Origin of the sequence: Peribacillus sp. B2I2 (genome assembly GCF_041261685.1) — a bacterium.
In the GTDB taxonomy this organism is placed as follows: Bacteria; Bacillota; Bacilli; order Bacillales; family DSM-1321; genus Peribacillus.
In genome coordinates this window covers 3,991,146-4,011,510 of the sequence record NZ_JBGCCB010000001.1, presented here as the reverse complement: position 1 = coordinate 4,011,510, position 20,365 = coordinate 3,991,146, and the positions used below count along the sequence as shown (strand labels likewise).

Sequence of the window (20,365 nt, the reverse complement as noted above, 5' to 3'; positions counted from 1 at the left end):
AACCAAAGGGGGAGTGGGAGAAATGGAAATTCGAAGGGCTTCAAGGGAAGACGCGGGTAAATTGGCAGCTCTATTCAATCATGTTGAAGATTCCGGATATATGCTGTTCAACCCTGGGGAAAGAAAAGCGACGGGGAACCAAATGGAAAAGCAACTGGAGCAAATCGAAAAAAATCCCCTTTCCGTTTTTCTCGTTGCTGCGAGCGGCCATGATTTGAATGGTTACCTAATATTATTGGGCAATCAATTGAGCCGAACCAGACATTCAGCCAAAATCGTCATCGGCATCGCCGAACAGGATAGAGGAAAAGGCATCGGTACGAAGTTATTTCAGAAAATGGAGGAGCATGCACGGACAAACGAAATCAGGCGCCTGGAACTGTCCGTAATTGCAACCAACGCCCCTGCGCTTTCCTTATATGAAAAGATGGGTTTTGAAAAAGAAGGAATAAAACGGGAATCGCTGTTTTTTGATGGGAAGTATCATGATGAATATTTTTTGTCCAAATTACTTTGAAAAAACGTATTGTCAAATAACAGAATGTCTGATAATATTAATTTTGTTGTGAAAAACGAATAAATTAGCATTTGACAAGTCATCAGTGTTTATGATATATTTCTAAAGTGAATTGAATACGTGTTTGAGGAAAAGAAGAAGCACCCGCTTCTCACCTGGTTGACGCAAGCAATGCAGTTAACAGGTCATGATTTGATTATTTGGATCTTTCTGAATGAGTCTATCAGTGTGGGTGCAGCATGCATCCACACTTTTTTATTATGATTATATCCTGTAAGCGAGTTGTGAGCGTGACCGAATTGATTCAAATATTCGTATTCGCCAATATCTTTGGAGGTGGCTAACTATTAGTAAAGACGCGATGGTAAACGAGGGCATCCGAGCCCGTGAAGTTCGTCTTATTGACCAAAACGGAGAACAACTTGGAATTAAAACGAAATTCGAGGCATTGGAAATTGCCGCTCGTGTAAATCTTGATCTAGTTTTAGTTGCTGCAAATGCAAAGCCTCCGGTAGCCCGGATTATGGACTACGGAAAACACCGCTTCGAGCAGCAAAAGAAAGACAAGGAAGCACGTAAAAATCAAAAAGTCATCAGTCTGAAAGAGGTTCGTCTGAGCCCGACGATTGAAGAACATGATTTCAATACGAAGCTTCGCAACGGAATTAAATTCCTTGAAAAAGGCGATAAAGTAAAAGCTTCTATCCGATTCAAAGGACGTGCCATTACGCATAAGGAAATTGGTCAACGTGTACTCGTTCGTTTTTCTGAAGCATGTAAAGAAGTGGCTACAATCGAGCAACACCCAAAAATGGACGGACGCAGCATGTTCATTATCTTAGCACCGAAAAACGAAAAGTAATTGTAAAGTAATTTGTAATGAGGAGGAATACCTTATGCCTAAAATGAAAACTCACCGCGGATCTGCTAAACGTTTCAAAAAGACTGGATCCGGCAAACTTAAGCGTTCTAACGCTTACACAAGCCATTTATTTGCTAACAAATCTACTAAGCAAAAGCGTAAGCTTCGCAAAGCTAGCCTTGTAAGCAAAGGTGACTTCAAACGTATTCGTCATATGCTAGACAACATTAAATAAGTTCGATTTATCGAGTTAAATAGGAGGGAAATAACATGCCACGTGTAAAAGGCGGTACTGTTACTCGCAAACGTCGTAAAAAGGTAATAAAATTAGCTAAAGGTTACTATGGCGCGAAACATATTCTTTTCAAAGTAGCTAACCAACAAGTAATGAAGTCAGGAAACTATGCTTTCCGTGACCGTCGTCAAAAGAAACGTGATTTCCGCAAACTTTGGATCACTCGTATCAACGCTGCAGCACGCATCAACGGTCTTTCTTACAGCCGTTTAATGCATGGTCTAAAGCTTGCTGGTATCGAAGTGAACCGCAAAATGCTTGCTGATCTTGCTGTTGCTGACGAACAAGCTTTTGCTCAATTAGCAACTGCTGCTAAACAACAATTAGACAAATAAGTCTGACTGATATCAGCCACTCTCTTTTCAAGAGGGTGGCTTTTTACATTTAAAGGAGGGAATGAGGATGCAAGGAGTATGGTTCATTGTTGTTTATATGATCATCACGAACATCATGGGATTTGCCATAATGGGAGTCGACAAAAGGAAAGCGCGTAATGGGGAGTACCGGATCAGCGAAAAGACACTTTGGTTTTGGGCGGTCATAGGTGGAGGGACAGGATCCTTTCTGGGGATGAAGCATTTCCGCCATAAGACGAAGCATGGCGCTTTTAAATGGGGCCTGCCTATATTGATGATTCTTCAAATAGGCTTATTGATCAAGATATTCATTCAATGGTAATATGTAGCCCGTATAATGTATATGCTTGTAGAAGCAGCAAAGAGTAGCTGGAGGGAGAGCATGAATGATAAACTGACACTTGTGATGAGCTACATTCAATCCGGAAGCGTATTTGCACCACTTATCTTTATCACTTTTCATTTATTAAGGCAATTTTTATTCATTCCCGTCATTGTGGTTTGCATGTCTGGCGGAGTATTATTCGGGGCCGCTTTTGGGACCATCTATTCGGTAATCGGTTTGACGTTGTCCAGTATGGCCTTTTATTTCGTGATAGGCAAATTTCCGAAAACAAAGGAAAGGCTGCTGCGGCTTAAGAATAAGTTGTTTGGAAACCGAAAGCTAAACAGCCGTCAAATTGCAGTACTGAGATTAATACCATTCATACATTTTTATTTATTATCGCTTTGCTTATTGGAATCCAATAAAGGGTTGAAAAATTACTTTTATCTATCTTTCATGACTAATATCCCTGTAGCTTTCGTATACACGGTTTTTGGCCACTATATTGCCGATTTCAGTCCAACACTGATTGTCATTATTTTATTATCATTAACCTTATTGCTATATTTATTGAGAGAGAAGCAGACGGTCGTTCCCTGGAAGGAATTTTTCCGTTCCCATGATTAATATAGAGCCTTGAGTTCATTTTTCTCAAGGCTCTTTGTTGTGCGTGATATTTTTCATTTTTGCAAAAATTCCTTAACCGGGCTTTTCCAATCAATGACGGCATCCGGATATTGTTTTTTTATCGCTTCCTCGATTTTTAAAAAGTCATTTCGCTTCAAGCCTTTCAGGCCCGCAACTTTTTTAGGCCATATGAAGATGGATATGACCTCGAAGGAGCGCTCCGTCGTCCCTAAATACTTTTCCCCTTCAAACATTACCCCGTTGTACGTCAATAAAAAATTCTTTCGTATATTGGCTGTATCGTCGAGCAGAAAGAACTTTTTCTGTTCATGTGCCAGCTCTAATTTTCTTTTCGGGTTAAATACGTATTTGATGACTGTATATATTAAGAAGATGATAAGAGCCAAAAGAATGAACCGCATGATCAATACCATGGAGCTACCTCCCTAAACAGAGTGATTCCCTTCATTTACGTATGGGTTTTTAATAAGTTTCATTTATTTGATATAATTTAAAGGAAGACGATAGAAAGTAGTGATGAAAATGAACATAGGTAAATTAATGGACATGCAGGCAGCGTTAGATGAGCATATACAATCAAAACATGATTTGGGTGCTGAAGACTTGGTCGAACGGAAGATACTTGCTCTATTGGTAGAGCTTGGGGAGTTGGCTAATGAAACGAGATGTTTTAAATTTTGGAGTCTCAAAGGCCCCTCTGATAAAGAAACGATTTTGGCTGAATACGTGGATGGGATTCATTTCATTTTGTCACTGGGGATCGAACTGGGATTTGAACCTGAAGTTCCATCCACCCTCAAGATGCCTCAGGAGGATTTGACGGCTCAATTTACTGCTATTTACGGCTACATCAGTGAATTTCGCACGCAATTGACAGAGTCATCTTTCCAAAAGGTTTTTGCTGAGTATTTACATTTAGGGGAGTTGCTTGGATTTTCAGCAGTGGATGTCGAAAAAGCATATGTAAGCAAAAATGAAGTAAACTACCAACGGCAAAAGCAAGGCTACTGAATGTTGATTGTTTATGCAATCGATTTTCTGTATAATTATTCTTGTAATGTAAGTAATAGGGAGGTAAAAGAATGGCTCAATTAGACGAAACGTTAAGAATGCTGCGGGACTTAACGGATGCTAAAGGCATTGCAGGAAATGAAAGTGAAGTAAGAAAAGTGATGACCGAATACATAGCACCATTTGCCGATGAAATATCGACAGATGGCCTGGGAAGTTTGATTGCCAAGAAAACGGGTGATGAAAACGGACCGAAAATTGTCGTTACTGGGCATATGGACGAAGTCGGTTTCATGATTACCCAAATTGATGATAAAGGATTTTTGCGTTTTCAGCCGGTAGGGGGCTGGTGGTCACAGGTCATGCTGGCCCAACGTGTGACGATCGTTACAAGTAAAGGTGATGTAACTGGCATTATCGGTTCCAAGCCGCCGCATATCCTGTCAGCGGAAGCGAGGAAAAAGCCGATTGATATTAAGGATATGTTTATTGATATTGGTGCAGCAAGCAAAGAAGAGGTTAAGAAATGGGGCGTCAAGCCAGGGGATATGGTCGTGCCATATTTCGAATTCACGGTCATGAATAATGAAAAGATGCTGCTGGCCAAAGCCTGGGACAATCGAATTGGCTGTGCAATCGCCATTGATGTGCTTAAACAGCTGAAAGATAGCGACCATCCTAATGTAGTTTATGGAATTGGCGCGGTGCAGGAAGAGGTCGGCCTCCGTGGCTCTAAAACATCCACATTCAAAATTCAGCCGGATATCGGTTTTGCCGTCGATGTCGGCATAGCTGGTGATACACCGGGGGTATCTGATAAAGAAGCGATGAGTAAGATGGGGGAAGGTCCGCAAATAGTCATATATGATTCGTCGATGGTAGCACATAAGGGATTACGCGATTTCGTTACCGACACAGCTGATGAAATGGAAATTCCTTATCAATATGAATCGATTCCAGGTGGTGGGACGGATGCAGGCTCCATCCATTTAACGGCAAATGGAGTACCTGCCCTGGCGATCACGATTGCAACCCGCTACATTCATTCACATGCAGCAATGCTTCACCGGGACGATTATGAGAATGCTGTTAAGCTCATTGTCGAAGTGATCAAACGCCTCGACCGTGAAGCGGTTGATCGGATCATTTACGAGTGATATAGTGAAAGTTAAAAATGGAGAGGCCTAATTAGGGCCTCTCCATTTTTTCTTTTATTTATCTTCTACGATTATATAGACAGCTCTGATGGGCCCATGGACGCCGACGACAAGGTCCATTTCAATATCGGCGGAATTGCTCGGTCCTGTTATGAAATTAATGCAGGAAGGAACGACTTCGCCACGGGTAACTTTTGAACGAATGGCCGCAGCAGCCTGGGTCATTCGCGGAACAATGGTGCTTTTTGGAATGATGGAAACATGGCAGGAAGGAAGGAAGCTGATGGAACGGCCGTGGTCCTTGTCGCTGAACAAGACGACGGTCGCTGATTCTGCCAATGTCATTTCACTGAATGTGATTCCGATGTTGGCACTCTCGGCTTTCTTGACATTTTCTTTCCCTGCTGGGTGATCCCAAACATGGACATCTTTATCCTTTAGGATATCATCTAACTGATAGGCAGAAAATCGATCGTCCTTAGGGATGATCAAGGGTCCGTTTCCAAGTTCCTCGATCACCTGTTTTAAACACTGCATCACTTGCTTGGAGTCGGTAAGGTGAAACTGAGTATGTACCCTTTTGCACTGCTCCTCCAATTCCTCGACAAGCTCATTTGGTGTCGCATGTTTCAAAACTTCTTTTTGGGGGGCATGCTTCCATACCGGAACGGAAATGCCTTCCTTAATAGGAGCCCTTCCCAGGTTTTTGGCAATATTGTTTAAAAACTTCCCTTCATTGTGGATGGTTCCATTCATGATGGTTTCCCTCCTTTTTCCCGATTTTTGAACCAGTCCCGAAAGCTTTCTTTTCCTGGAGCTGGGAACTCGCGGCTTTCTGTCCAAGTTTTGAGTGGCCCAGGTCCTTTTGAGATGAAATCCCCCGTTTTAAAAGGAGACATCGCTGATGGGGCCATTTTGGAACCGAACTTATAAAGCATAGGCGATGCCGCACCGATTCCGAAGGCTTTCATGGCCATCTTTTCTGAAAATGGAGCCATTTTTTCCTTTTCAACGATGACTTCACGATGCTTCCTCAATAATTCGTGAAGAGGAATCTTTACCGGACAGGCATCTGTACATGCTGCACAAAGAGTTGAGGCATATGGAAGCTCCTTGAAATCATCATACCCTCCGAGCAAGGGTGAAAGCACAGCACCGATTGGTCCAGGATATATTGAACCATATGAATGGCCGCCAACCTGGCGATAGACCGGGCATACATTTATACAGGCAGCACAGCGAATGCATTGAAGAACGGATTGAAACTCAGTTCCCAAAATGGAGGAACGTCCATTATCTACAATCACAAGGTGAAATTCCTCGGGTCCGTCTGCATCGCCTTCATCACGCGGGCCGGTAAGTGCGGTGATGTAACTGGTCAATCTTTGGCCGACAGCGCTTCTTGTCAATAAGCTGACAAGGACTTCGAATTCATCGAATGTAGGCACAAGCCGTTCCATTCCCATCACAGTGATTTGCGTTTTCGGGAGGGCAGTGACCAAATCGGCGTTTCCTTCATTCGTCACCAAACCGATCGAGCCCGTTTCCGCAATTGCAAAATTACAGCCGGTTATGCCCACATCGGCGCTTAAGAAATCTTTCCGCAGAATGCCCCGGACATGGGCAGTAAGCTCTTCCGGTTTTTCGGTTTGCGTATAGGCGAGCTTCTCTTTAAAAACATCCCTTATCTGTTCTTTATTTTTATGGAGAGCAGGTGCGACGATATGGGAAGGGGGATCATGATCATCCACTTGTAAAATGTATTCACCAAGGTCCGTTTCGACGACATCGAGGCCAACCGCTTCAAGAGTTGCGTTTAAATTGATCTCTTCCGTGACCATCGATTTGGATTTCACGACTTTTTTGGCATTCTTCTTTACAATGACATCTTTGATGTATCCGCTTGCTTCTTCAGCCGTTTCAGCGAAGAAGACATGACCGCCCCTTTTTGAAACATTTTCTGCAAGCTGATGCAAATAGAAATCAAGGTTACTGAGCACATGCTGCCGGATCTCTTCGCCTAGGGAACGCCAATCCTCCCAGTTTCCCAATTCATCAACGGCCGTCAGCCGCCGTCCGTGTAACCGTTCCTGGGCACTCGATACTGCCAATCGCATAAAATCATTATGTATTCCTTCATCCACCCGGTCTTTAAACTTGGCAGAGCTGGTTTTCAGAGCCATCGTTTTTCCCTCCTCACTTTCTTTAAATACTATTCAGGACTTCCGCAATATGGAGCACTTTCACCGGTTGCCCCTTCCTTTGGATCCGTCCGCCGATATTCATCAAACATCCTGCATCCCCCCCAATTAAAAAATCGGCCCCGGTCGCTTCGATATTGCAGACTTTCTCCTCCACCATTTGCCCGGAAATGTCCCCCATCTTAACCGAAAATGTTCCCCCGAACCCGCAGCAATTCTGAGCATCGGGAAGAGGTGTCATTTCCAGACCCTTAACATGGCTTAACAGAATGGCAGGTGCTTCCTTCACCTTAAGCAGCCGTGTCATATGGCATGAAGTATGATAAGTAGCCTTTCCCTTAAGAGTAGCCCCGACGTCGGTTACTTTTAAGACATCCACGATGAATTGGGTCAATTCATATGTTTTAGCCGCTAATGAAGCTGCTTTCTTTTCCCATTCGGCATCGCCTTTGAAAAGGACCGGATATTCTTTGAACATCGCTGCACAGGAACCGGAAGGGGTTACGATGTATTCAGCATCCGCGAACGTTTTAATCATCTTTTTCATAGCTTCCTTCGAATCCTTCGTATACCCGCTATTATATGCCGGCTGTCCGCAGCATATCTGGGATTCCGGGAAATCAATCTCACAGCCTAATCTCTCGAGCAGCTCCACTGTCGCCTTGCCGACATTGGATTGAAACAAATCAACCAAACAGGTTGCAAAGAGAGTAACTTTCAATCTGAACTCCTCCTTTAACAAAATAAGTTAACAGGTCATCTGATGACTAAAAAATAGAAAAAGGAAATGGTTAAGAGAATATACCAATTTCCAAGATTTTTAAATGAAGTAATCGTTTTCAAAATAATATATCAATTTTATCTTTGTTTGTATAGGGTATTTTTCAAATTTAAAGGAAGATCAACGATTCTTTTGCTGATTCTTTTGGATGACCCGGTTCAGTGATTCCTCGACGCTTTGAAGGTGAAACAGCATGGCATTGCGGGCTCCGGCTTCATCTTGTGCCACGATTGCATCATATATCCGGGCATGCTGCTGGTAAAGCTGCTTAAGTGTCATCTCTTCGGAATAAAGTGCAATCCGACGGATATCACGCATCTTTTCCGTCATTAACTCTGAAACGTGGTTCATCAATGTTATCAGCAGCTCATTTTGGGAGGCATTTGCCACTGCGACATGGAAGGCGATATCCGCTTTATCACTAAGTTCTTCATCGTAGGATACCTTCTCAATATCAGAAAGCCTTTCTTTGAGTTCGATAAGGTCTTCTTCCGATCTTTTCTTCGCTGCCACCTCTGCCGTGCCGGACTCAAGGATTTTCCGAACTTCCAGCAAATGCTGGATATTGTCTTGATCCATCAAAAGGGCTGCGGACAAGGGATGGTTCATGATAGTAGGGTCGAAGGTTTTAACGAATGTTCCTTCCCCTTGTTTTATTTCAATGAGGCCCATTGAACTTAATGCACTTAATGCCTCACGGATGGCCGGGCGCCCAACTTGGAAATTTTCCGCAAGCTGCTGAATGGAATCCAATTGTTCACCTGGTTTCAGGATACCTGACCGAATCATTTCATAAAGTTCATCGCTGACTTCTTCATAAATTTTTTTCGGCTTTATTTTTTTATATACCAAGGGTAGCACCTCTATTTTCTATGAGTTTCTCTGGTTAATATTATATAACACAAATGATCTTTCACACTTCCAGAAGGTTAAAAATCAACAAAAAATAAAAAAAAATCTTGATTTTATATTTTTAATCATTTAATTTTAATGAATACTCATCAAGTCATCTGATGACTTTGAATATTTGGATATGTAAGGGTTTTCAGTTAGTGGCAGATTTCTGAAATTTTAAAAAAATTTATAGAAAATGGAGTCGAAATGAATGACATGGACACAAAACTTTACGCCAATCACCGATAATTTAGTTTTATCATCTCTTGTCGCACTCATCCCAATTCTTTACTTTTTCTGGGCACTTACCATCAAACGGATGAAAGGGTACATTGCTGGTATAACCACGTTGCTTGTAGCTATTGCAGTGGCAGTATTGTTATATGGAATGCCGGCAGGAAAAGCGGTGATGTCTGCTTCACAAGGAGCGGTATATGGGCTGCTCCCAATCGGATGGATAATCATCACTTCAGTATTTTTGTACAAAATGACTGTTAAAAGCGGGCAATTCAATATTATTCGCTCTTCTGTGCTTTCGCTTACCGAAGACCGCCGCCTTCAGGCGTTATTGGTGGCATTTTCTTTCGGGGCCTTTTTAGAAGGTGCCGCGGGATTTGGAGCACCGGTCGCCATTTCAGCCGCGCTTTTGGTTGGTCTCGGTTTTAACCCGCTATATGCTGCCGGGATTTGTTTAATCGCGAACACCGCACCGGTAGCATTCGGGGCGGTTGGCATACCGATCATCGCCATGGAAGGCCCAACTGGCATTGCCGCCATGGAGATTTCAAAAATGGTCGGCCGTCAATTGCCATTCCTTTCGGCTTTCATTCCGCTTTATCTCATTTTGATAATGACTGGGTGGAAAAGGTCGCTCGAAGTCTTGCCGGCAATTTTGGTTTCCGGATTTTCCTTTGCCATCACCCAGTACTTAAGCTCAAATTTCCTTGGGCCTGAATTACCGGACATCCTTTCTGCGTTAGTGTCACTATTTGCATTGGCGATCTTCCTTAAATTCTGGAAACCTAAAACGATCTTTCGCTTTGCATCCGAGGAAACGGCAGCAGCTGTCGAACCTTTGGATGAAACAGCCGAAGCGGAAACAACGTACACGAAATGGCAGGTTTTCCATGCTTGGTCACCATTCCTTCTGTTAACGCTTTTCATCTCAATATGGGGGATGAACCCAATTAAGCCTGCGCTCTCCGGACATTATGAAGGCAACAATGTGTTGCTTGGCGGAATCAATGAAATTGGGAAACTATTAACCTTCCAAATCGAAGTTCCAGGTTTGCATAATGAGATAATCGGAAGCAACGGATTGCCGATTGCGGCTTTCTATAAAATAGAACTGCTTGGAGCAGCCGGAACTGCCATTTTGCTGGCAGCCATCGTTACGAAGTTCATCGCACATATGTCTGCAAAAGACTTTTTTAGCACCTTTGCGGAAGCGATGAAGGAGTTGGCAAAACCAATCTTGATGATTTCATCCGTGGTGGCTTTTGCCTATATAACGAATGCTTCAGGCATGTCGACAACATTAGGGATGACCCTTGCAAAATCGGGGGATTTATTTCCGTTCTTCGCACCGGTTCTCGGCTGGCTGGGTGTGTTCATTACCGGGTCGGATACATCAGCCAACCTCTTATTTGGCAGTCTTCAGAAAGTTACCGCACTTAAAGTGGGGATGGAGCCGGTCCTGGCGCTTGCGGCGAACTCATCCGGAGGGGTCACCGGAAAGATGATTTCACCACAATCGATAGCGATTGCTTGTGCCGCCGTTGGATTGGCCGGCAGGGAATCAGAATTATTAAGGTTCACGCTCAAACATAGTATATTCTTGCTGCTGCTTGTTTGCGTGATTACCTTCTTGCAAAATGGCGTCCTTTCCTGGATGATTCCATAAGTAGAAAGAGGCTCCCTTTCGAAAGGGAGCCTCGAAGTATTTTCCAAGCCCATTCAATAAAGGAGGACATATCATGCAATTGGCAGCTGTGGCAGAAAAATTGGTTCATGAGGTTCGAAAACTGATTGATGAGGAAATCATCATTATTGATCATGCTGGCACGATTATCGCAAGCACCGATGGCAGCCGTATCGGATCTTATCATGAAGGAGCCATCCACGCTTTCAACAATCGTGAGAAATTGATCATCAACAAACAGGATGAACGAAGTTGGAAAGGGGTGAAGGCAGGAATAAATCTACCTATTTTCTTTAATCAGGAAGCCGTTTGTGTAATTGGAATCACGGGAGACCCCAAACATGTTTCCCCCTATGCAGAACTTTTAAAAAAGATGACGGAGATGTTCATTCAGGAAAGCTATCATATCGAACAAGCAGAATCCCAATCACGTCTGATGGAATTCTTTGTGTTTGAATGGCATCAGCTGCAGATGTTCAATGAACCATTCCTTCAGAAGGCTAAGTTGCTTGGGGTCGATGTTCATGCAGACCGGATCATAACCCTTGGTGAATTTAAGACTGAAAAAATCATCGAACCTCATGTGTGGAGAACGCTTCAGATGTACATAAAACAGCAGCATCCCAAGGACATCGTGGTCCGTTGGGGGAGGAACCAATTCGTCATTCTTTCGATAGCCGATTTTATCGGTTCAAAAATCCAACAACTAAAGAAATTAAGTAAACTGATAAGAAACCTGGAAGAGAGTTCGGGTTATAAAGTGAGCGCAGGGGTTAGTTCGCGTGCACCGGGATCCGTATTCAGGCAAGCATTTTTTAAAGCGGAACGTTCCTTGAAAATCGCGTTACCTTCATCGGGAATAATATTTGACGAGGACTTGAAGCTTGAGGTCCTGCTTGATGAAGTTACCCCTGAAACAAGACATGATTATTTATCCCGGACTATTCAGGATTTGCTTCCTAATGAGGAGCTGCTTAAAACCCTTTCCATGTATTTTGCAAGTGATCTATCTTTGAAGGAAACCGCTGCAGCCCTGCATATCCATATCAATACCCTCCATTACAGGCTCAAGCGCATAGAAGAAATGACCCAGTTGAATCCTAGGAAGCTAGCCGATTTGGTCACTATGTATCTAGCACTAAGAGTATTGGATAAACATACAAATTAATTCCATGGAAAGCTGTAAATTCTATATGTTCATACATAGAAGGTTGAATGTTATTTTCTTATACTTAAATCATATAAAAAATATCGAATTCCATTTGTTTATATGAGGAGGATATACATGTTAACAAAGCAGGTTAAGCAACTACTTCTTACCATCGTTGGTCAGGAGAATTACGATGACTCGAAAGTTGAATGTCTTGTCTATTCATATGATGCCACGCCAGGGTTTCAAGCGATGCCGGATGCAGTCATTAAACCGGGCTGCACAGCTGAAGTCGCAGCCATCGTAAAAGTTTGCAATGAATACCATGTTCCGATCGTTCCACGCGGGTCGGGGACGAATTTGAGCGGAGGCACCTGCCCGACAGAGGGGGGGCTTGTCCTTTTATTCAATCGAATGAATTCATTACTCGAAATAGATGAGGAAAATTTAACGGCGACCGTACAACCTGGGCTCATCACATTGGACTTGATTTCAGCAGTTGAAGGAAAGGGCTTGTTTTATCCGCCCGATCCAAGTTCGATGAAAATCTCCACGATTGGCGGCAACATTAATGAAAACTCAGGTGGACTGCGTGGGTTAAAGTACGGAGTCACCCGTGATTATGTCATCGGGCTTGAAGTGGTCCTTCCGAATGGGGACATCATCCGAACAGGGGGCAAGCTTGCCAAAGATGTAGCCGGATATGATTTAACGAAGCTTTTTGTCGGTTCAGAGGGGACGCTGGGCATTGTTACGGAAGCGATCTTAAAGCTGATTCCAATCCCGGAAACGACAAAGACGATGCTAGCCCTATATCAAGATCTGGATGCTGCGGCCCAGTCAGTGGCCAAGATCATTTCAAATAAAATCATTCCCGTCACACTGGAATTTCTGGATCGGCCGACGTTGATCGTGGTTGAGGACTTCGCGAAAATCGGTTTGCCCACCAATGTGGAGGCGGTCCTGCTGATTGAACAGGATGGTCCGCCGGAAGAGGTGGAACGTGATATGAAAAGGATGGCCGATATCTGCCTAGAGGAAAAGGCGGTTTCTGTGGAAATTGCCGAAACGGAATCTGACGCAATTGCCTTGAAAACGGCAAGACGGACAGCCCTTTCCGCACTGGCACGCCTCAAGCCGACGACCATTTTGGAAGATGCCACCGTTCCCCGGTCGGAAATTGCCAAAATGGTTAGGGCGATTAATGAGATCGCAAGCAAGCATAACGTGGACATTTGCACTTTCGGTCATGCGGGTGATGGGAATCTGCATCCAACGTGCATTACCGACGCTCGTGACCATGATGAAATGGAGAGAGTGGAGCTCGCCTTTGCCGACATTTTTGCCGTGGCTATCGACCTTGGCGGGACGATTACCGGTGAACATGGTGTAGGAGCGATGAAGGCCCCTTACCTTGAATGGAAGCTGAAGAAAGAAGGGATTGCCGCCATGAGAGCGATTAAACAAGCATTCGATCCCAATAACATCATGAATCCCGGTAAAGTATTTGCCAAGGAAAGCAGGAAAAGGGTGGTGGTATCTTCATGACGACAGCTCAGGAAAGGGAAACCATTGCCCAACAATTCGCGGAAAAAATGAATGAAGATGAATTGTTGAATTGTATGCGCTGCGGCTTTTGCTTACCCCATTGCCCGACATACATGGAATCGGGGTTGAAGGAATCCCATTCACCAAGAGGCAGGATTGCACTTATGAAAGCGGTGGCCGATGGTGTGATTGCGCCCGATGAGGATGTTGAACGTTCTTTGAGTCTCTGTCTCGGCTGCAGGGCTTGTGAGCCTGTCTGTCCTTCAGGTGTGAAATATGGACATCTTCTAGAAGAAGCAAGGGATATCATCCATCAGAATAAGAAACACAGTCTCCCTGTAAAAACGATTCGCAAGGCCGTTTTTAGTGGATTATTCCCGCATCAGGAGCGAATGCAGGCCATGACGAGTTTGCTAGGCTTCTATCAGAGATCAGGACTCCAATATGTGGCCCGTAAAACGGGAGTCCTGAACATGCTTCCAGATAATTTGGCAACCATGGAAAAAGTGCTGCCGAAGGTCCCAAAAAAATCAGAAATGAAAAATAGGCCAACTGAGCTGCCTGCAATCGGAACAGCACTCAAAAAGGTGGCTTTCTTTTCCGGCTGCTTGATGGATACGATGTTTTTGGAAACGAACAAGGCTACACTAAAGCTGCTTCAGCTGGCTGGATGTGAAATCGTTATTCCGAAATCCCAGGCTTGTTGCGGGGCACTGCATGGACACAGTGGTGAAAAAGAAGGGGCAAAGCAACTGGCCAGGCGTAATATTGAAGCTTTTGAAGCGGACGAAGTGGATTATATTATTACGAATGCCGGCGGTTGCGGAGCTTTTCTCATAGACTATGACCATTTGCTCCAAGATGAACCGGAATGGAACGACCGGGCAATCGCATTTAAAAATAAGTTGAAAGATATAAGCGAGATCCTTGTGGACTTGCGTTTTCAGGAAAAAGTCCGTCTGAAACTGCCAGCACAATCAGTAACTTATCAGGATTCCTGTCACTTACGGAATGTGATGAATACCTCTATGGCTCCGCGAATTCTCCTTCAATCGATAGAAGGAATCGATTTTAGGGAAATGAAGGATGCGGATCGGTGCTGCGGCTCGGCAGGGATTTATAATATTGTTGAATCAGAGATGTCCATGAATATCCTCGACACTAAAATGGAGCACACTAAATCGACACAGGCCGATATCGTTGTCACGGCAAATCCAGGCTGTTTGCTACAAATGCAATTGGGGATCGAGCGGGAAAACCTGGGGGCATGTACGAAAGCGGTGCATATAGTGGACCTGCTAGTGGAGGCCGTGGCTTTATAATAGAAGAAAAAAGATTAGATGAAAATAATGAAATGGGATTACTTGGGTAAACATTACATTTTTAAAAATGGGGGAACCCGTATAATACCTGGATTTCATTTGAAAAATTGTTCTGTGCTGAGAACGAAATGTAATGATATAACATAAATGAAATATTGATTTCTCGTTTACTTAGGTGTATGGCGGGTAGAGTTTATATATAGCATCACTAAACCAGTCACCAAAATCTAAGGAGGAATGTAAAATGAATAAAACAGTATATGGAGTATATGAATCAAATGCAGAAGTGATCCAAGCAATCAATGCACTTAAGGCCAAGGGTTTTGAAGGGGACGATATTACGGTCGTCGCAGACAAGGAAGAAACATTGGATTTCACGAACCAGCAACGCGAAACAGATGTTCATACAATGACGAATGTTCCTAACGACGAATCATTCATGGACAAGGTGGCACGCTTCCTCATGCCAGAAGATACGGCAGACCTTTCAACAAGATTGGCGAATGCTGGTCTTTCGAATAGTGAAGCGGCTGAACATGTCTTTGATGTAGAAAACGGAAAAGTCCTGGTTCTGGTCGAAGAAGGTGAAGGGCACCTGGGGACGGCAAGAGATAAATTCACGACAGGAACAATGGACACTGCCGGTACAAGGCTGGATACGAACTCCGCCAACCCGCTTTATAACGGGACTGAAAAAAACGATGCACTGAATAAAGAAGATGTTTATGGAGTGAACGGGCAAGGCCGTGAATTGCCTGAAGATGAAAGGACGCTTACACTTCGGGAAGAACAGCTGAACATTGACAAAGAAAGAGTTCAGACAGGTGAAGTGGTCATTAATAAAGAAGTCAATGAACAACATAAAGCGATAAATGTTCCTGTTGAACACGAAGAAGTGACAGTCGAGCATAGAGCGGTTTCAGGACGTGAAGAGAATCTGGAAACTGGAAGCATTGAAGATGGGGAAACACTACGTATCCCAGTAGTTGAAGAAAAATTGGAAGTTTCGAAAAAACCTGTTGTCACAGATGAAATTGTCATCAGGAAACATGCTGTACAAGAAACGGAACAAGTTCAGGATACTCTTAAAATTGAAGATATCAAGCTTGATAGTACAGATGAATCGTTCGTAAATGAGAAAAAGGCAACTGAACGAAGAAGCGACCGCTTCTAAGAGTGATGGAAATGGCCTGCAGTTTTTAAAACTGCAGGCTTCTTTTTATTTTAAAGCTTGATAAAGAGGTTTGAACTTAGTGGAGGAGAACCTTTGAATGGGCTGTTTTTTGTTTAATTAGCACCCATCGGGGTATAAATACAGATAAGAAGAAATATCGGAATAATAGGAGGAAGATGCATGGGAAAAACATTATATGGTGTTTTTAATACGGAAAAAGAAGTAATCCAGGCTATACAATCCCTCAAGGAAAAAGGGGTCCATGAGGGAGAAATAACAGTAATGGCTGATAAGAAAGAAGATTTGGGTTTCGTGAATGAAAAGCGGGATCCGGATGTAGACGTCGTTACTAACTCGAACGACGATTCCTTCATTGATAAGATGAAACACTTTTTCCTGAACGAGGGTTCTGGAGATATAAGGAACCGACTAGGTGACTTAGGGCTTGCCGATAGTGAAGCCACCGCTTATATAAACGAAGTGGAAGCTGGAAAATTCCTGATTCTTTTAGATGAATCGGAAACTTTATCACAACGAGAAGGCGTAACTTCCAACGGCATGCAGGGTGCAGACGAACTACCTGCAGAGAATCCGCTTAAAACAGGGGTGGTGAACAACCCGGACCCGAACCTTTTTCCTGAAACAACTGCGAATGCATTTCAAACAAGGGAAGTGGAAGCACGGCCAGGAAGAAGCGAAGAACTTCACGGAAATTCTGCCAACATCTTTGATAAGGAAGAGCTGGATACGAAGCGAGCCCAAGAAAGGGAAATCAGGGGGAACTCCACCGAAAAGTATAAGGAACAAAAGCCAGGGGATCATAAGTCCCTGGATCCTCAAGGAGCACTGGATCGGACCTTAAGCCCGAATGCTAATAATGGGCAGCAAGAGAAAGAGGACATCTTGAAGGATGAATACATTAAAAATCGAATTAATACCGATAATCTATAATACTGAAATAGCAGCCTGCGCAAGGCTGTTATTTCAGTTTGTAGACAAAAGGGATTCTATCTAAATTTCAAAACAACGGGTATGCGAGACCCCGCAGGCGCAAAGGCGCCGAGTAGGCTCCCGGACCGCCCGCGGAAAGCAAGTGCCAGGAGGCAACGTTCATATTGTACAATCCCTTAAAAAACTGTAGATAATTTTCATCTTAAACCCTTTAGGCAAAGGGTTCCCTCGTATATTAGTCAGGAATTCTCAATAGACTATTTGCTTGTTTATTGATAAAGCTGCAAGGTATAATTACAAAGGAATTTTATTATAAGTAAAGTAACAAGGAGTGGGAAAAACATGGAAAAAAACGTATATGGTGTTTTTGACTCTAATCCGGAACTACTTGCTGCAATTCAAGATTTACAAGCAAAAGGCGTGACTGGCTCCCAAATGACAGTAGCAGCTGATATAAAAAATGATATGCAGCTTGGAAATGAACATACGGATATCCTGATCATCGCCAATCAGGATAAGGAGGATACTCTTTTTTTAAAAATTTTCCACTACTTCACTGATGAAGGATCTGGAGATTTACGCAGCTTTTTTACGAAATACGGCTACTCTTTTGCTGAGACAAAAGCGATGCTTAAAGAAGTGGGCGCTAAGAAATTCATTCTTCTTATCGATGAAGAAGTCTCTATCGAAGAATTGAAGGCTGGCGCCGGTAAAGTGATACCAATGAAGAAGTAAGCTAATCAAAAAAATAACAGCCTTTGAGGGCTGTTATTTTTTTAATCCTTCTTCGAGGGCAGTGATCATTTCCTGTTTTTCCTGTTCAGATGAATTTTGCCAGATGACCTCGAATAATACTCCCAATCCAGGAAGCATTTTTTCCTCGCCATTCTGTATGGCATCGACAATCGTGTCTTCCAGCTGCTCTTGCGAATTTCCAGATACATTTTGGATGATCGCATTACGTAGGTTTAAATTCACAATTATTCCTCCTCTAACACATAATGACTGACATTAATAGCATTTCACAAACTCGCATGCAATATGTATGTGAATTGCGTTATAATAGGAAAATCAGTGTTAAGTTAAAGGAGCGTTTACCCTTGAAATATATCGAATCGGTAAAAAACCCGCAAGTGAAGCAATGGAAAAAGCTATTGACGAAAAAAGAACGAGATAAAACAGGCAAATATTTAGTCGAGGGTTTTCACCTAGTTGAAGAAGCCTTAAAAGAAGATATCGTCATGGAAGTGATCGTCAATGAAGAAACTGAAATGCCAGCCCATTTTAAGCTGGAAGGCACAGAAGTCATCTATGTGAAAAATGATATTATGAAAGCGATATGCGATACCGAAGCCCCACAGGGAATTGCAGCTGTTTGTGAACAGAAATCAACGAGCATGACGTCCATTAATCCGGATAAACTATTGTTGATCGATGCCGTCCAGGATCCGGGGAATATTGGAACGATGATCAGGACAGCGGATGCAGCTGGAATCGATGCGGTCATTCTTGGCGAAGGGTGTGCCGACTTGTATAATCCCAAAGTGGTACGTTCGACACAAGGGAGCCTATTCCATATGCCTGTCATTAAAGGGAACCTTTCCGAAATCATCGATGAGCTGAAGCAACTCGGCACACCGGTCTATGGCACGGCATTAGAAGGCGCATCCCCATTTGAAGAAGTGGAAAAGTCTTCCCGATTTGCCCTGCTGGTCGGCAATGAAGGCCAAGGAGTATCGAAGGAATTACTGGAGAAAACGACTAAAAACCTTTATATTCCCATCTACGGAAAAAGCGAATCTCTGAATGTGGGGATCGCTGCCGGGATTTTAATGTACCATTTACGAAAATCGATTTGAAACGGCCGTGGAATTATAATATAATAAAACAGAATTTTATATTGAAACAACGATGACAAAGAGTAGTAACTTAAGTTATCCATATCCAGGGAAAAAATGCCTTGACTGAAAGCATTTTTATGGCACTGCTTAAGGGAATTCACCTTTCGAGTTGGCATTGGGAAGACAGAATGTCCGAAAAATGTTCCGGTGAAAAGCCGTTATTTTTAATGAAGTGAGTGCAGAAGTTTATTTGTTCATGCACTAATAAGGGTGGTACCGCGATACATAAACCTCGTCCCTTTAGGGATTGGGGTTTTTTTGTGTTCATTTTTACAAAAGGAAAATAAAGGAGGAAGACATGATGCAGGAACGTTTACTAGAACTGCAGGAAGAAGCGTTGCAAAAAGTTGCCGCCGCTTCCGAATTAAAGGAACTGAATGAAGTACGTGTCGCTTATTTAGGGAAAAAAGGACCAATCACTGAGGTATTGCGCGGCATGGGTAAATTATCTGCCGAAGAACGTCCGAAAATCGGGGCACTAGCCAATGATGTTCGGGAAGCGATCGCAACAAAGATCGAGGAGAAACAAAAAGCACTTGAAACTGCGGCAGTCAATGCTAAGCTAGCAACTGAAACGATTGACGTCACACTTCCAGGACGTCCGGTTAACAAGGGGAATCTTCACCCATTAACACGTGTCGTGGAGGAAATCGAAGACTTATTCATCGGTATGGGTTATACGGTTGCAGAAGGTCCAGAAGTTGAAAGCGACTACTACAACTTCGAGGCACTTAACTTGCCAAAAAGCCATCCGGCACGTGATATGCAGGACTCCTTCTACATCACGGATGAAATCCTGATGCGTACGCACACTTCACCGGTTCAAGCAAGAACCATGGAAAAACATAAAGGTCAAGGTCCTGTTAAAATCATCTGCCCGGGTAAAGTATATCGCCGTGATAACGATGATGCGACACACTCCCATCAATTCCAACAAATTGAGGGCTTGGTCATCGATGAGAACATCAGCATGAGCGACCTGAAAGGAACGCTTGACGTATTTGCGAAAAAAGTATTCGGGCAAGACCGTGAAATCCGTCTTCGTCCAAGTTTCTTCCCATTTACGGAGCCATCCGTCGAAGTGGATATTTCTTGTAAAATCTGCGGTGGTAAAGGCTGTAGCGTATGTAAACAAACAGGCTGGATCGAAGTGCTTGGCGGCGGGATCGTTCATCCGAACGTCCTTGAAATGGCTGGCTTCGATTCCAAGAAATACTCTGGATTCGCATTTGGAATTGGCGTGGAACGGATTGCCATGTTGAAATACGGTGTGGACGATATTCGTCACTTCTATACGAATGATGTTCGATTCTTAAAACAATTCAACCATCACGAAGCATAAATTTTTATT

23 protein-coding genes and 2 other annotated features are annotated in these 20,365 nt (G+C 43.3%); of the genes, 17 read left to right on the top strand and 6 right to left on the bottom strand.

Annotation, left to right across the window (positions count from 1 at the left end):
- Window positions 1-22: 22 nt before the first annotated feature.
- The 6 genes from ABIE66_RS19830 (at window position 23) to ABIE66_RS19805 (ending at window position 2,982) form a co-directional block, all read left to right on the top strand.
- Window positions 23-517: a GNAT family N-acetyltransferase gene (locus ABIE66_RS19830; RefSeq protein ID WP_370016022.1), complete on the top strand. Its 495-nt coding sequence runs from the start codon at window positions 23-25 to the stop codon at window positions 515-517.
- A 126-nt stretch (window positions 518-643) separates the two neighbouring features.
- Window positions 644-780, top strand: a sequence feature (ribosomal protein L20 leader region).
- Window positions 781-878: 98 nt separating this feature from the next.
- The gene (gene infC / locus ABIE66_RS19825; protein WP_034309072.1) at window positions 879-1,379 is read left to right on the top strand and encodes a translation initiation factor IF-3; all 501 of its coding nucleotides are present in this window, start codon (window positions 879-881) and stop codon (window positions 1,377-1,379) included.
- Window positions 1,380-1,413: 34 nt separating this feature from the next.
- Window positions 1,414-1,614, top strand: a complete 201-nt coding sequence (gene rpmI, locus ABIE66_RS19820; RefSeq protein WP_034309070.1) for a 50S ribosomal protein L35 — start codon at window positions 1,414-1,416, stop codon at window positions 1,612-1,614.
- A 35-nt stretch (window positions 1,615-1,649) separates the two neighbouring features.
- Window positions 1,650-2,009 (top strand): 50S ribosomal protein L20, encoded by a 360-nt coding sequence (gene rplT / locus ABIE66_RS19815; protein ID WP_034309067.1) that lies wholly within the window; start codon window positions 1,650-1,652, stop codon window positions 2,007-2,009.
- A gap of 67 nt (window positions 2,010-2,076) precedes the next feature.
- Window positions 2,077-2,352, top strand: a complete 276-nt coding sequence (locus ABIE66_RS19810; protein WP_289325983.1) for a DUF1294 domain-containing protein — start codon at window positions 2,077-2,079, stop codon at window positions 2,350-2,352.
- Window positions 2,353-2,412: 60 nt separating this feature from the next.
- Window positions 2,413-2,982 (top strand): TVP38/TMEM64 family protein, encoded by a 570-nt coding sequence (locus ABIE66_RS19805; RefSeq protein WP_289315403.1) that lies wholly within the window; start codon window positions 2,413-2,415, stop codon window positions 2,980-2,982.
- A gap of 53 nt (window positions 2,983-3,035) precedes the next feature.
- On the opposite strand, the gene ABIE66_RS19800 is transcribed toward ABIE66_RS19805, so the two are convergent.
- A complete protein-coding gene (locus tag ABIE66_RS19800; protein WP_289325982.1) occupies window positions 3,036-3,416 on the bottom strand; it encodes a sigma-w pathway protein ysdB in 381 nt (126 codons plus the stop codon).
- Window positions 3,417-3,525: 109 nt separating this feature from the next.
- On the opposite strand from ABIE66_RS19800, the gene ABIE66_RS19795 reads away from it, so the two are divergent.
- Together ABIE66_RS19795 and ABIE66_RS19790 are read left to right on the top strand one after the other, a co-directional pair.
- Entirely contained in the window at window positions 3,526-4,014 is a 489-nt protein-coding gene (locus ABIE66_RS19795; protein ID WP_370016021.1) for a dUTP diphosphatase, read from the top strand.
- A gap of 71 nt (window positions 4,015-4,085) precedes the next feature.
- Entirely contained in the window at window positions 4,086-5,171 is a 1,086-nt protein-coding gene (locus ABIE66_RS19790; protein WP_289325980.1) for a M42 family metallopeptidase, read from the top strand.
- 54 nt (window positions 5,172-5,225) lie between these two features.
- Here ABIE66_RS19790 and ABIE66_RS19785 read toward each other — a convergent pair whose 3' ends face one another.
- The 4 genes from ABIE66_RS19785 to ABIE66_RS19770 all read right to left on the bottom strand — a co-directional run bounded on the left by ABIE66_RS19785 (window position 5,226) and on the right by ABIE66_RS19770 (window position 9,005).
- The gene (locus tag ABIE66_RS19785) at window positions 5,226-5,927 is read right to left on the bottom strand and encodes a LutC/YkgG family protein (RefSeq protein ID WP_370016020.1); all 702 of its coding nucleotides are present in this window, start codon (window positions 5,925-5,927) and stop codon (window positions 5,226-5,228) included.
- Window positions 5,924-7,354: a LutB/LldF family L-lactate oxidation iron-sulfur protein gene (locus tag ABIE66_RS19780; protein ID WP_370016019.1), complete on the bottom strand. Its 1,431-nt coding sequence runs from the start codon at window positions 7,352-7,354 to the stop codon at window positions 5,924-5,926. The genes ABIE66_RS19785 and ABIE66_RS19780 overlap by 4 nt, the downstream gene beginning before the upstream one ends.
- A 22-nt stretch (window positions 7,355-7,376) precedes the next feature.
- The gene (locus ABIE66_RS19775) at window positions 7,377-8,093 is read right to left on the bottom strand and encodes a (Fe-S)-binding protein (protein ID WP_289325978.1); all 717 of its coding nucleotides are present in this window, start codon (window positions 8,091-8,093) and stop codon (window positions 7,377-7,379) included.
- A 180-nt stretch (window positions 8,094-8,273) separates the two neighbouring features.
- On the bottom strand, window positions 8,274-9,005 hold the full coding sequence (locus tag ABIE66_RS19770; protein WP_289334609.1) for a FadR/GntR family transcriptional regulator: 732 nt from the start codon (window positions 9,003-9,005) through the stop codon (window positions 8,274-8,276).
- A 253-nt stretch (window positions 9,006-9,258) separates the two neighbouring features.
- Between ABIE66_RS19770 and ABIE66_RS19765 the strand changes: the two genes are divergently transcribed.
- The 7 genes from ABIE66_RS19765 to ABIE66_RS19735 all read left to right on the top strand — a co-directional run bounded on the left by ABIE66_RS19765 (window position 9,259) and on the right by ABIE66_RS19735 (window position 17,848).
- Entirely contained in the window at window positions 9,259-10,950 is a 1,692-nt protein-coding gene (locus ABIE66_RS19765) for an L-lactate permease (RefSeq protein WP_370016018.1), read from the top strand.
- Between the two features lie 73 nt (window positions 10,951-11,023).
- Complete coding sequence (locus ABIE66_RS19760; protein WP_370016017.1) at window positions 11,024-12,136, top strand: PucR family transcriptional regulator; 1,113 nt, start codon at window positions 11,024-11,026, stop codon at window positions 12,134-12,136.
- Between the two features lie 117 nt (window positions 12,137-12,253).
- Window positions 12,254-13,666, top strand: a complete 1,413-nt coding sequence (gene glcD, locus ABIE66_RS19755) for a glycolate oxidase subunit GlcD (protein WP_370016016.1) — start codon at window positions 12,254-12,256, stop codon at window positions 13,664-13,666.
- A complete protein-coding gene (locus tag ABIE66_RS19750; protein WP_370016015.1) occupies window positions 13,663-14,988 on the top strand; it encodes a (Fe-S)-binding protein in 1,326 nt (441 codons plus the stop codon). The genes glcD and ABIE66_RS19750 overlap by 4 nt, the downstream gene beginning before the upstream one ends.
- Window positions 14,989-15,232: 244 nt before the next feature.
- On the top strand, window positions 15,233-16,162 hold the full coding sequence (locus ABIE66_RS19745; protein ID WP_370016014.1) for a YsnF/AvaK domain-containing protein: 930 nt from the start codon (window positions 15,233-15,235) through the stop codon (window positions 16,160-16,162).
- A gap of 180 nt (window positions 16,163-16,342) precedes the next feature.
- Window positions 16,343-17,113, top strand: a complete 771-nt coding sequence (locus tag ABIE66_RS19740; protein WP_370016013.1) for a general stress protein — start codon at window positions 16,343-16,345, stop codon at window positions 17,111-17,113.
- A gap of 342 nt (window positions 17,114-17,455) precedes the next feature.
- Entirely contained in the window at window positions 17,456-17,848 is a 393-nt protein-coding gene (locus ABIE66_RS19735) for a hypothetical protein (RefSeq protein WP_370016012.1), read from the top strand.
- A gap of 33 nt (window positions 17,849-17,881) precedes the next feature.
- On the opposite strand, the gene sspI is transcribed toward ABIE66_RS19735, so the two are convergent.
- A complete protein-coding gene (sspI, locus tag ABIE66_RS19730) occupies window positions 17,882-18,091 on the bottom strand; it encodes a small acid-soluble spore protein SspI (RefSeq protein WP_214748415.1) in 210 nt (69 codons plus the stop codon).
- Between the two features lie 122 nt (window positions 18,092-18,213).
- On the opposite strand from sspI, the gene ABIE66_RS19725 reads away from it, so the two are divergent.
- The gene (locus ABIE66_RS19725; RefSeq protein WP_370016011.1) at window positions 18,214-18,972 is read left to right on the top strand and encodes a TrmH family RNA methyltransferase; all 759 of its coding nucleotides are present in this window, start codon (window positions 18,214-18,216) and stop codon (window positions 18,970-18,972) included.
- Window positions 18,973-19,015: 43 nt separating this feature from the next.
- Window positions 19,016-19,257 (top strand) — a binding site (T-box leader).
- A gap of 58 nt (window positions 19,258-19,315) precedes the next feature.
- On the top strand, window positions 19,316-20,356 hold the full coding sequence (gene pheS, locus ABIE66_RS19720) for a phenylalanine--tRNA ligase subunit alpha (protein WP_098370018.1): 1,041 nt from the start codon (window positions 19,316-19,318) through the stop codon (window positions 20,354-20,356).
- The last annotated feature ends 9 nt before the right edge of the window (window positions 20,357-20,365 follow it).

Coding starts and splice junctions, on each gene's coding strand:
- infC (WP_034309072.1), top strand. CDS start 879: ATGGTAAACGAGGGCATCCGAGCCCGTGAAGTTCGTCTTATTGACCAA.
- glcD (WP_370016016.1), top strand. CDS start 12,254: ATGTTAACAAAGCAGGTTAAGCAACTACTTCTTACCATCGTTGGTCAG.
- ABIE66_RS19830 (WP_370016022.1), top strand. CDS start 23: ATGGAAATTCGAAGGGCTTCAAGGGAAGACGCGGGTAAATTGGCAGCT.
- ABIE66_RS19780 (WP_370016019.1), bottom strand. CDS start 7,354: ATGGCTCTGAAAACCAGCTCTGCCAAGTTTAAAGACCGGGTGGATGAA.
- ABIE66_RS19800 (WP_289325982.1), bottom strand. CDS start 3,416: ATGGTATTGATCATGCGGTTCATTCTTTTGGCTCTTATCATCTTCTTA.
- ABIE66_RS19810 (WP_289325983.1), top strand. CDS start 2,077: ATGCAAGGAGTATGGTTCATTGTTGTTTATATGATCATCACGAACATC.
- ABIE66_RS19745 (WP_370016014.1), top strand. CDS start 15,233: ATGAATAAAACAGTATATGGAGTATATGAATCAAATGCAGAAGTGATC.
- pheS (WP_098370018.1), top strand. CDS start 19,316: ATGCAGGAACGTTTACTAGAACTGCAGGAAGAAGCGTTGCAAAAAGTT.
- ABIE66_RS19790 (WP_289325980.1), top strand. CDS start 4,086: ATGGCTCAATTAGACGAAACGTTAAGAATGCTGCGGGACTTAACGGAT.
- rplT (WP_034309067.1), top strand. CDS start 1,650: ATGCCACGTGTAAAAGGCGGTACTGTTACTCGCAAACGTCGTAAAAAG.
- ABIE66_RS19805 (WP_289315403.1), top strand. CDS start 2,413: ATGAATGATAAACTGACACTTGTGATGAGCTACATTCAATCCGGAAGC.
- ABIE66_RS19795 (WP_370016021.1), top strand. CDS start 3,526: ATGAACATAGGTAAATTAATGGACATGCAGGCAGCGTTAGATGAGCAT.
- ABIE66_RS19785 (WP_370016020.1), bottom strand. CDS start 5,927: ATGAATGGAACCATCCACAATGAAGGGAAGTTTTTAAACAATATTGCC.
- ABIE66_RS19765 (WP_370016018.1), top strand. CDS start 9,259: ATGACATGGACACAAAACTTTACGCCAATCACCGATAATTTAGTTTTA.
- ABIE66_RS19735 (WP_370016012.1), top strand. CDS start 17,456: ATGGAAAAAAACGTATATGGTGTTTTTGACTCTAATCCGGAACTACTT.
- ABIE66_RS19750 (WP_370016015.1), top strand. CDS start 13,663: ATGACGACAGCTCAGGAAAGGGAAACCATTGCCCAACAATTCGCGGAA.
- ABIE66_RS19760 (WP_370016017.1), top strand. CDS start 11,024: ATGCAATTGGCAGCTGTGGCAGAAAAATTGGTTCATGAGGTTCGAAAA.
- rpmI (WP_034309070.1), top strand. CDS start 1,414: ATGCCTAAAATGAAAACTCACCGCGGATCTGCTAAACGTTTCAAAAAG.
- ABIE66_RS19740 (WP_370016013.1), top strand. CDS start 16,343: ATGGGAAAAACATTATATGGTGTTTTTAATACGGAAAAAGAAGTAATC.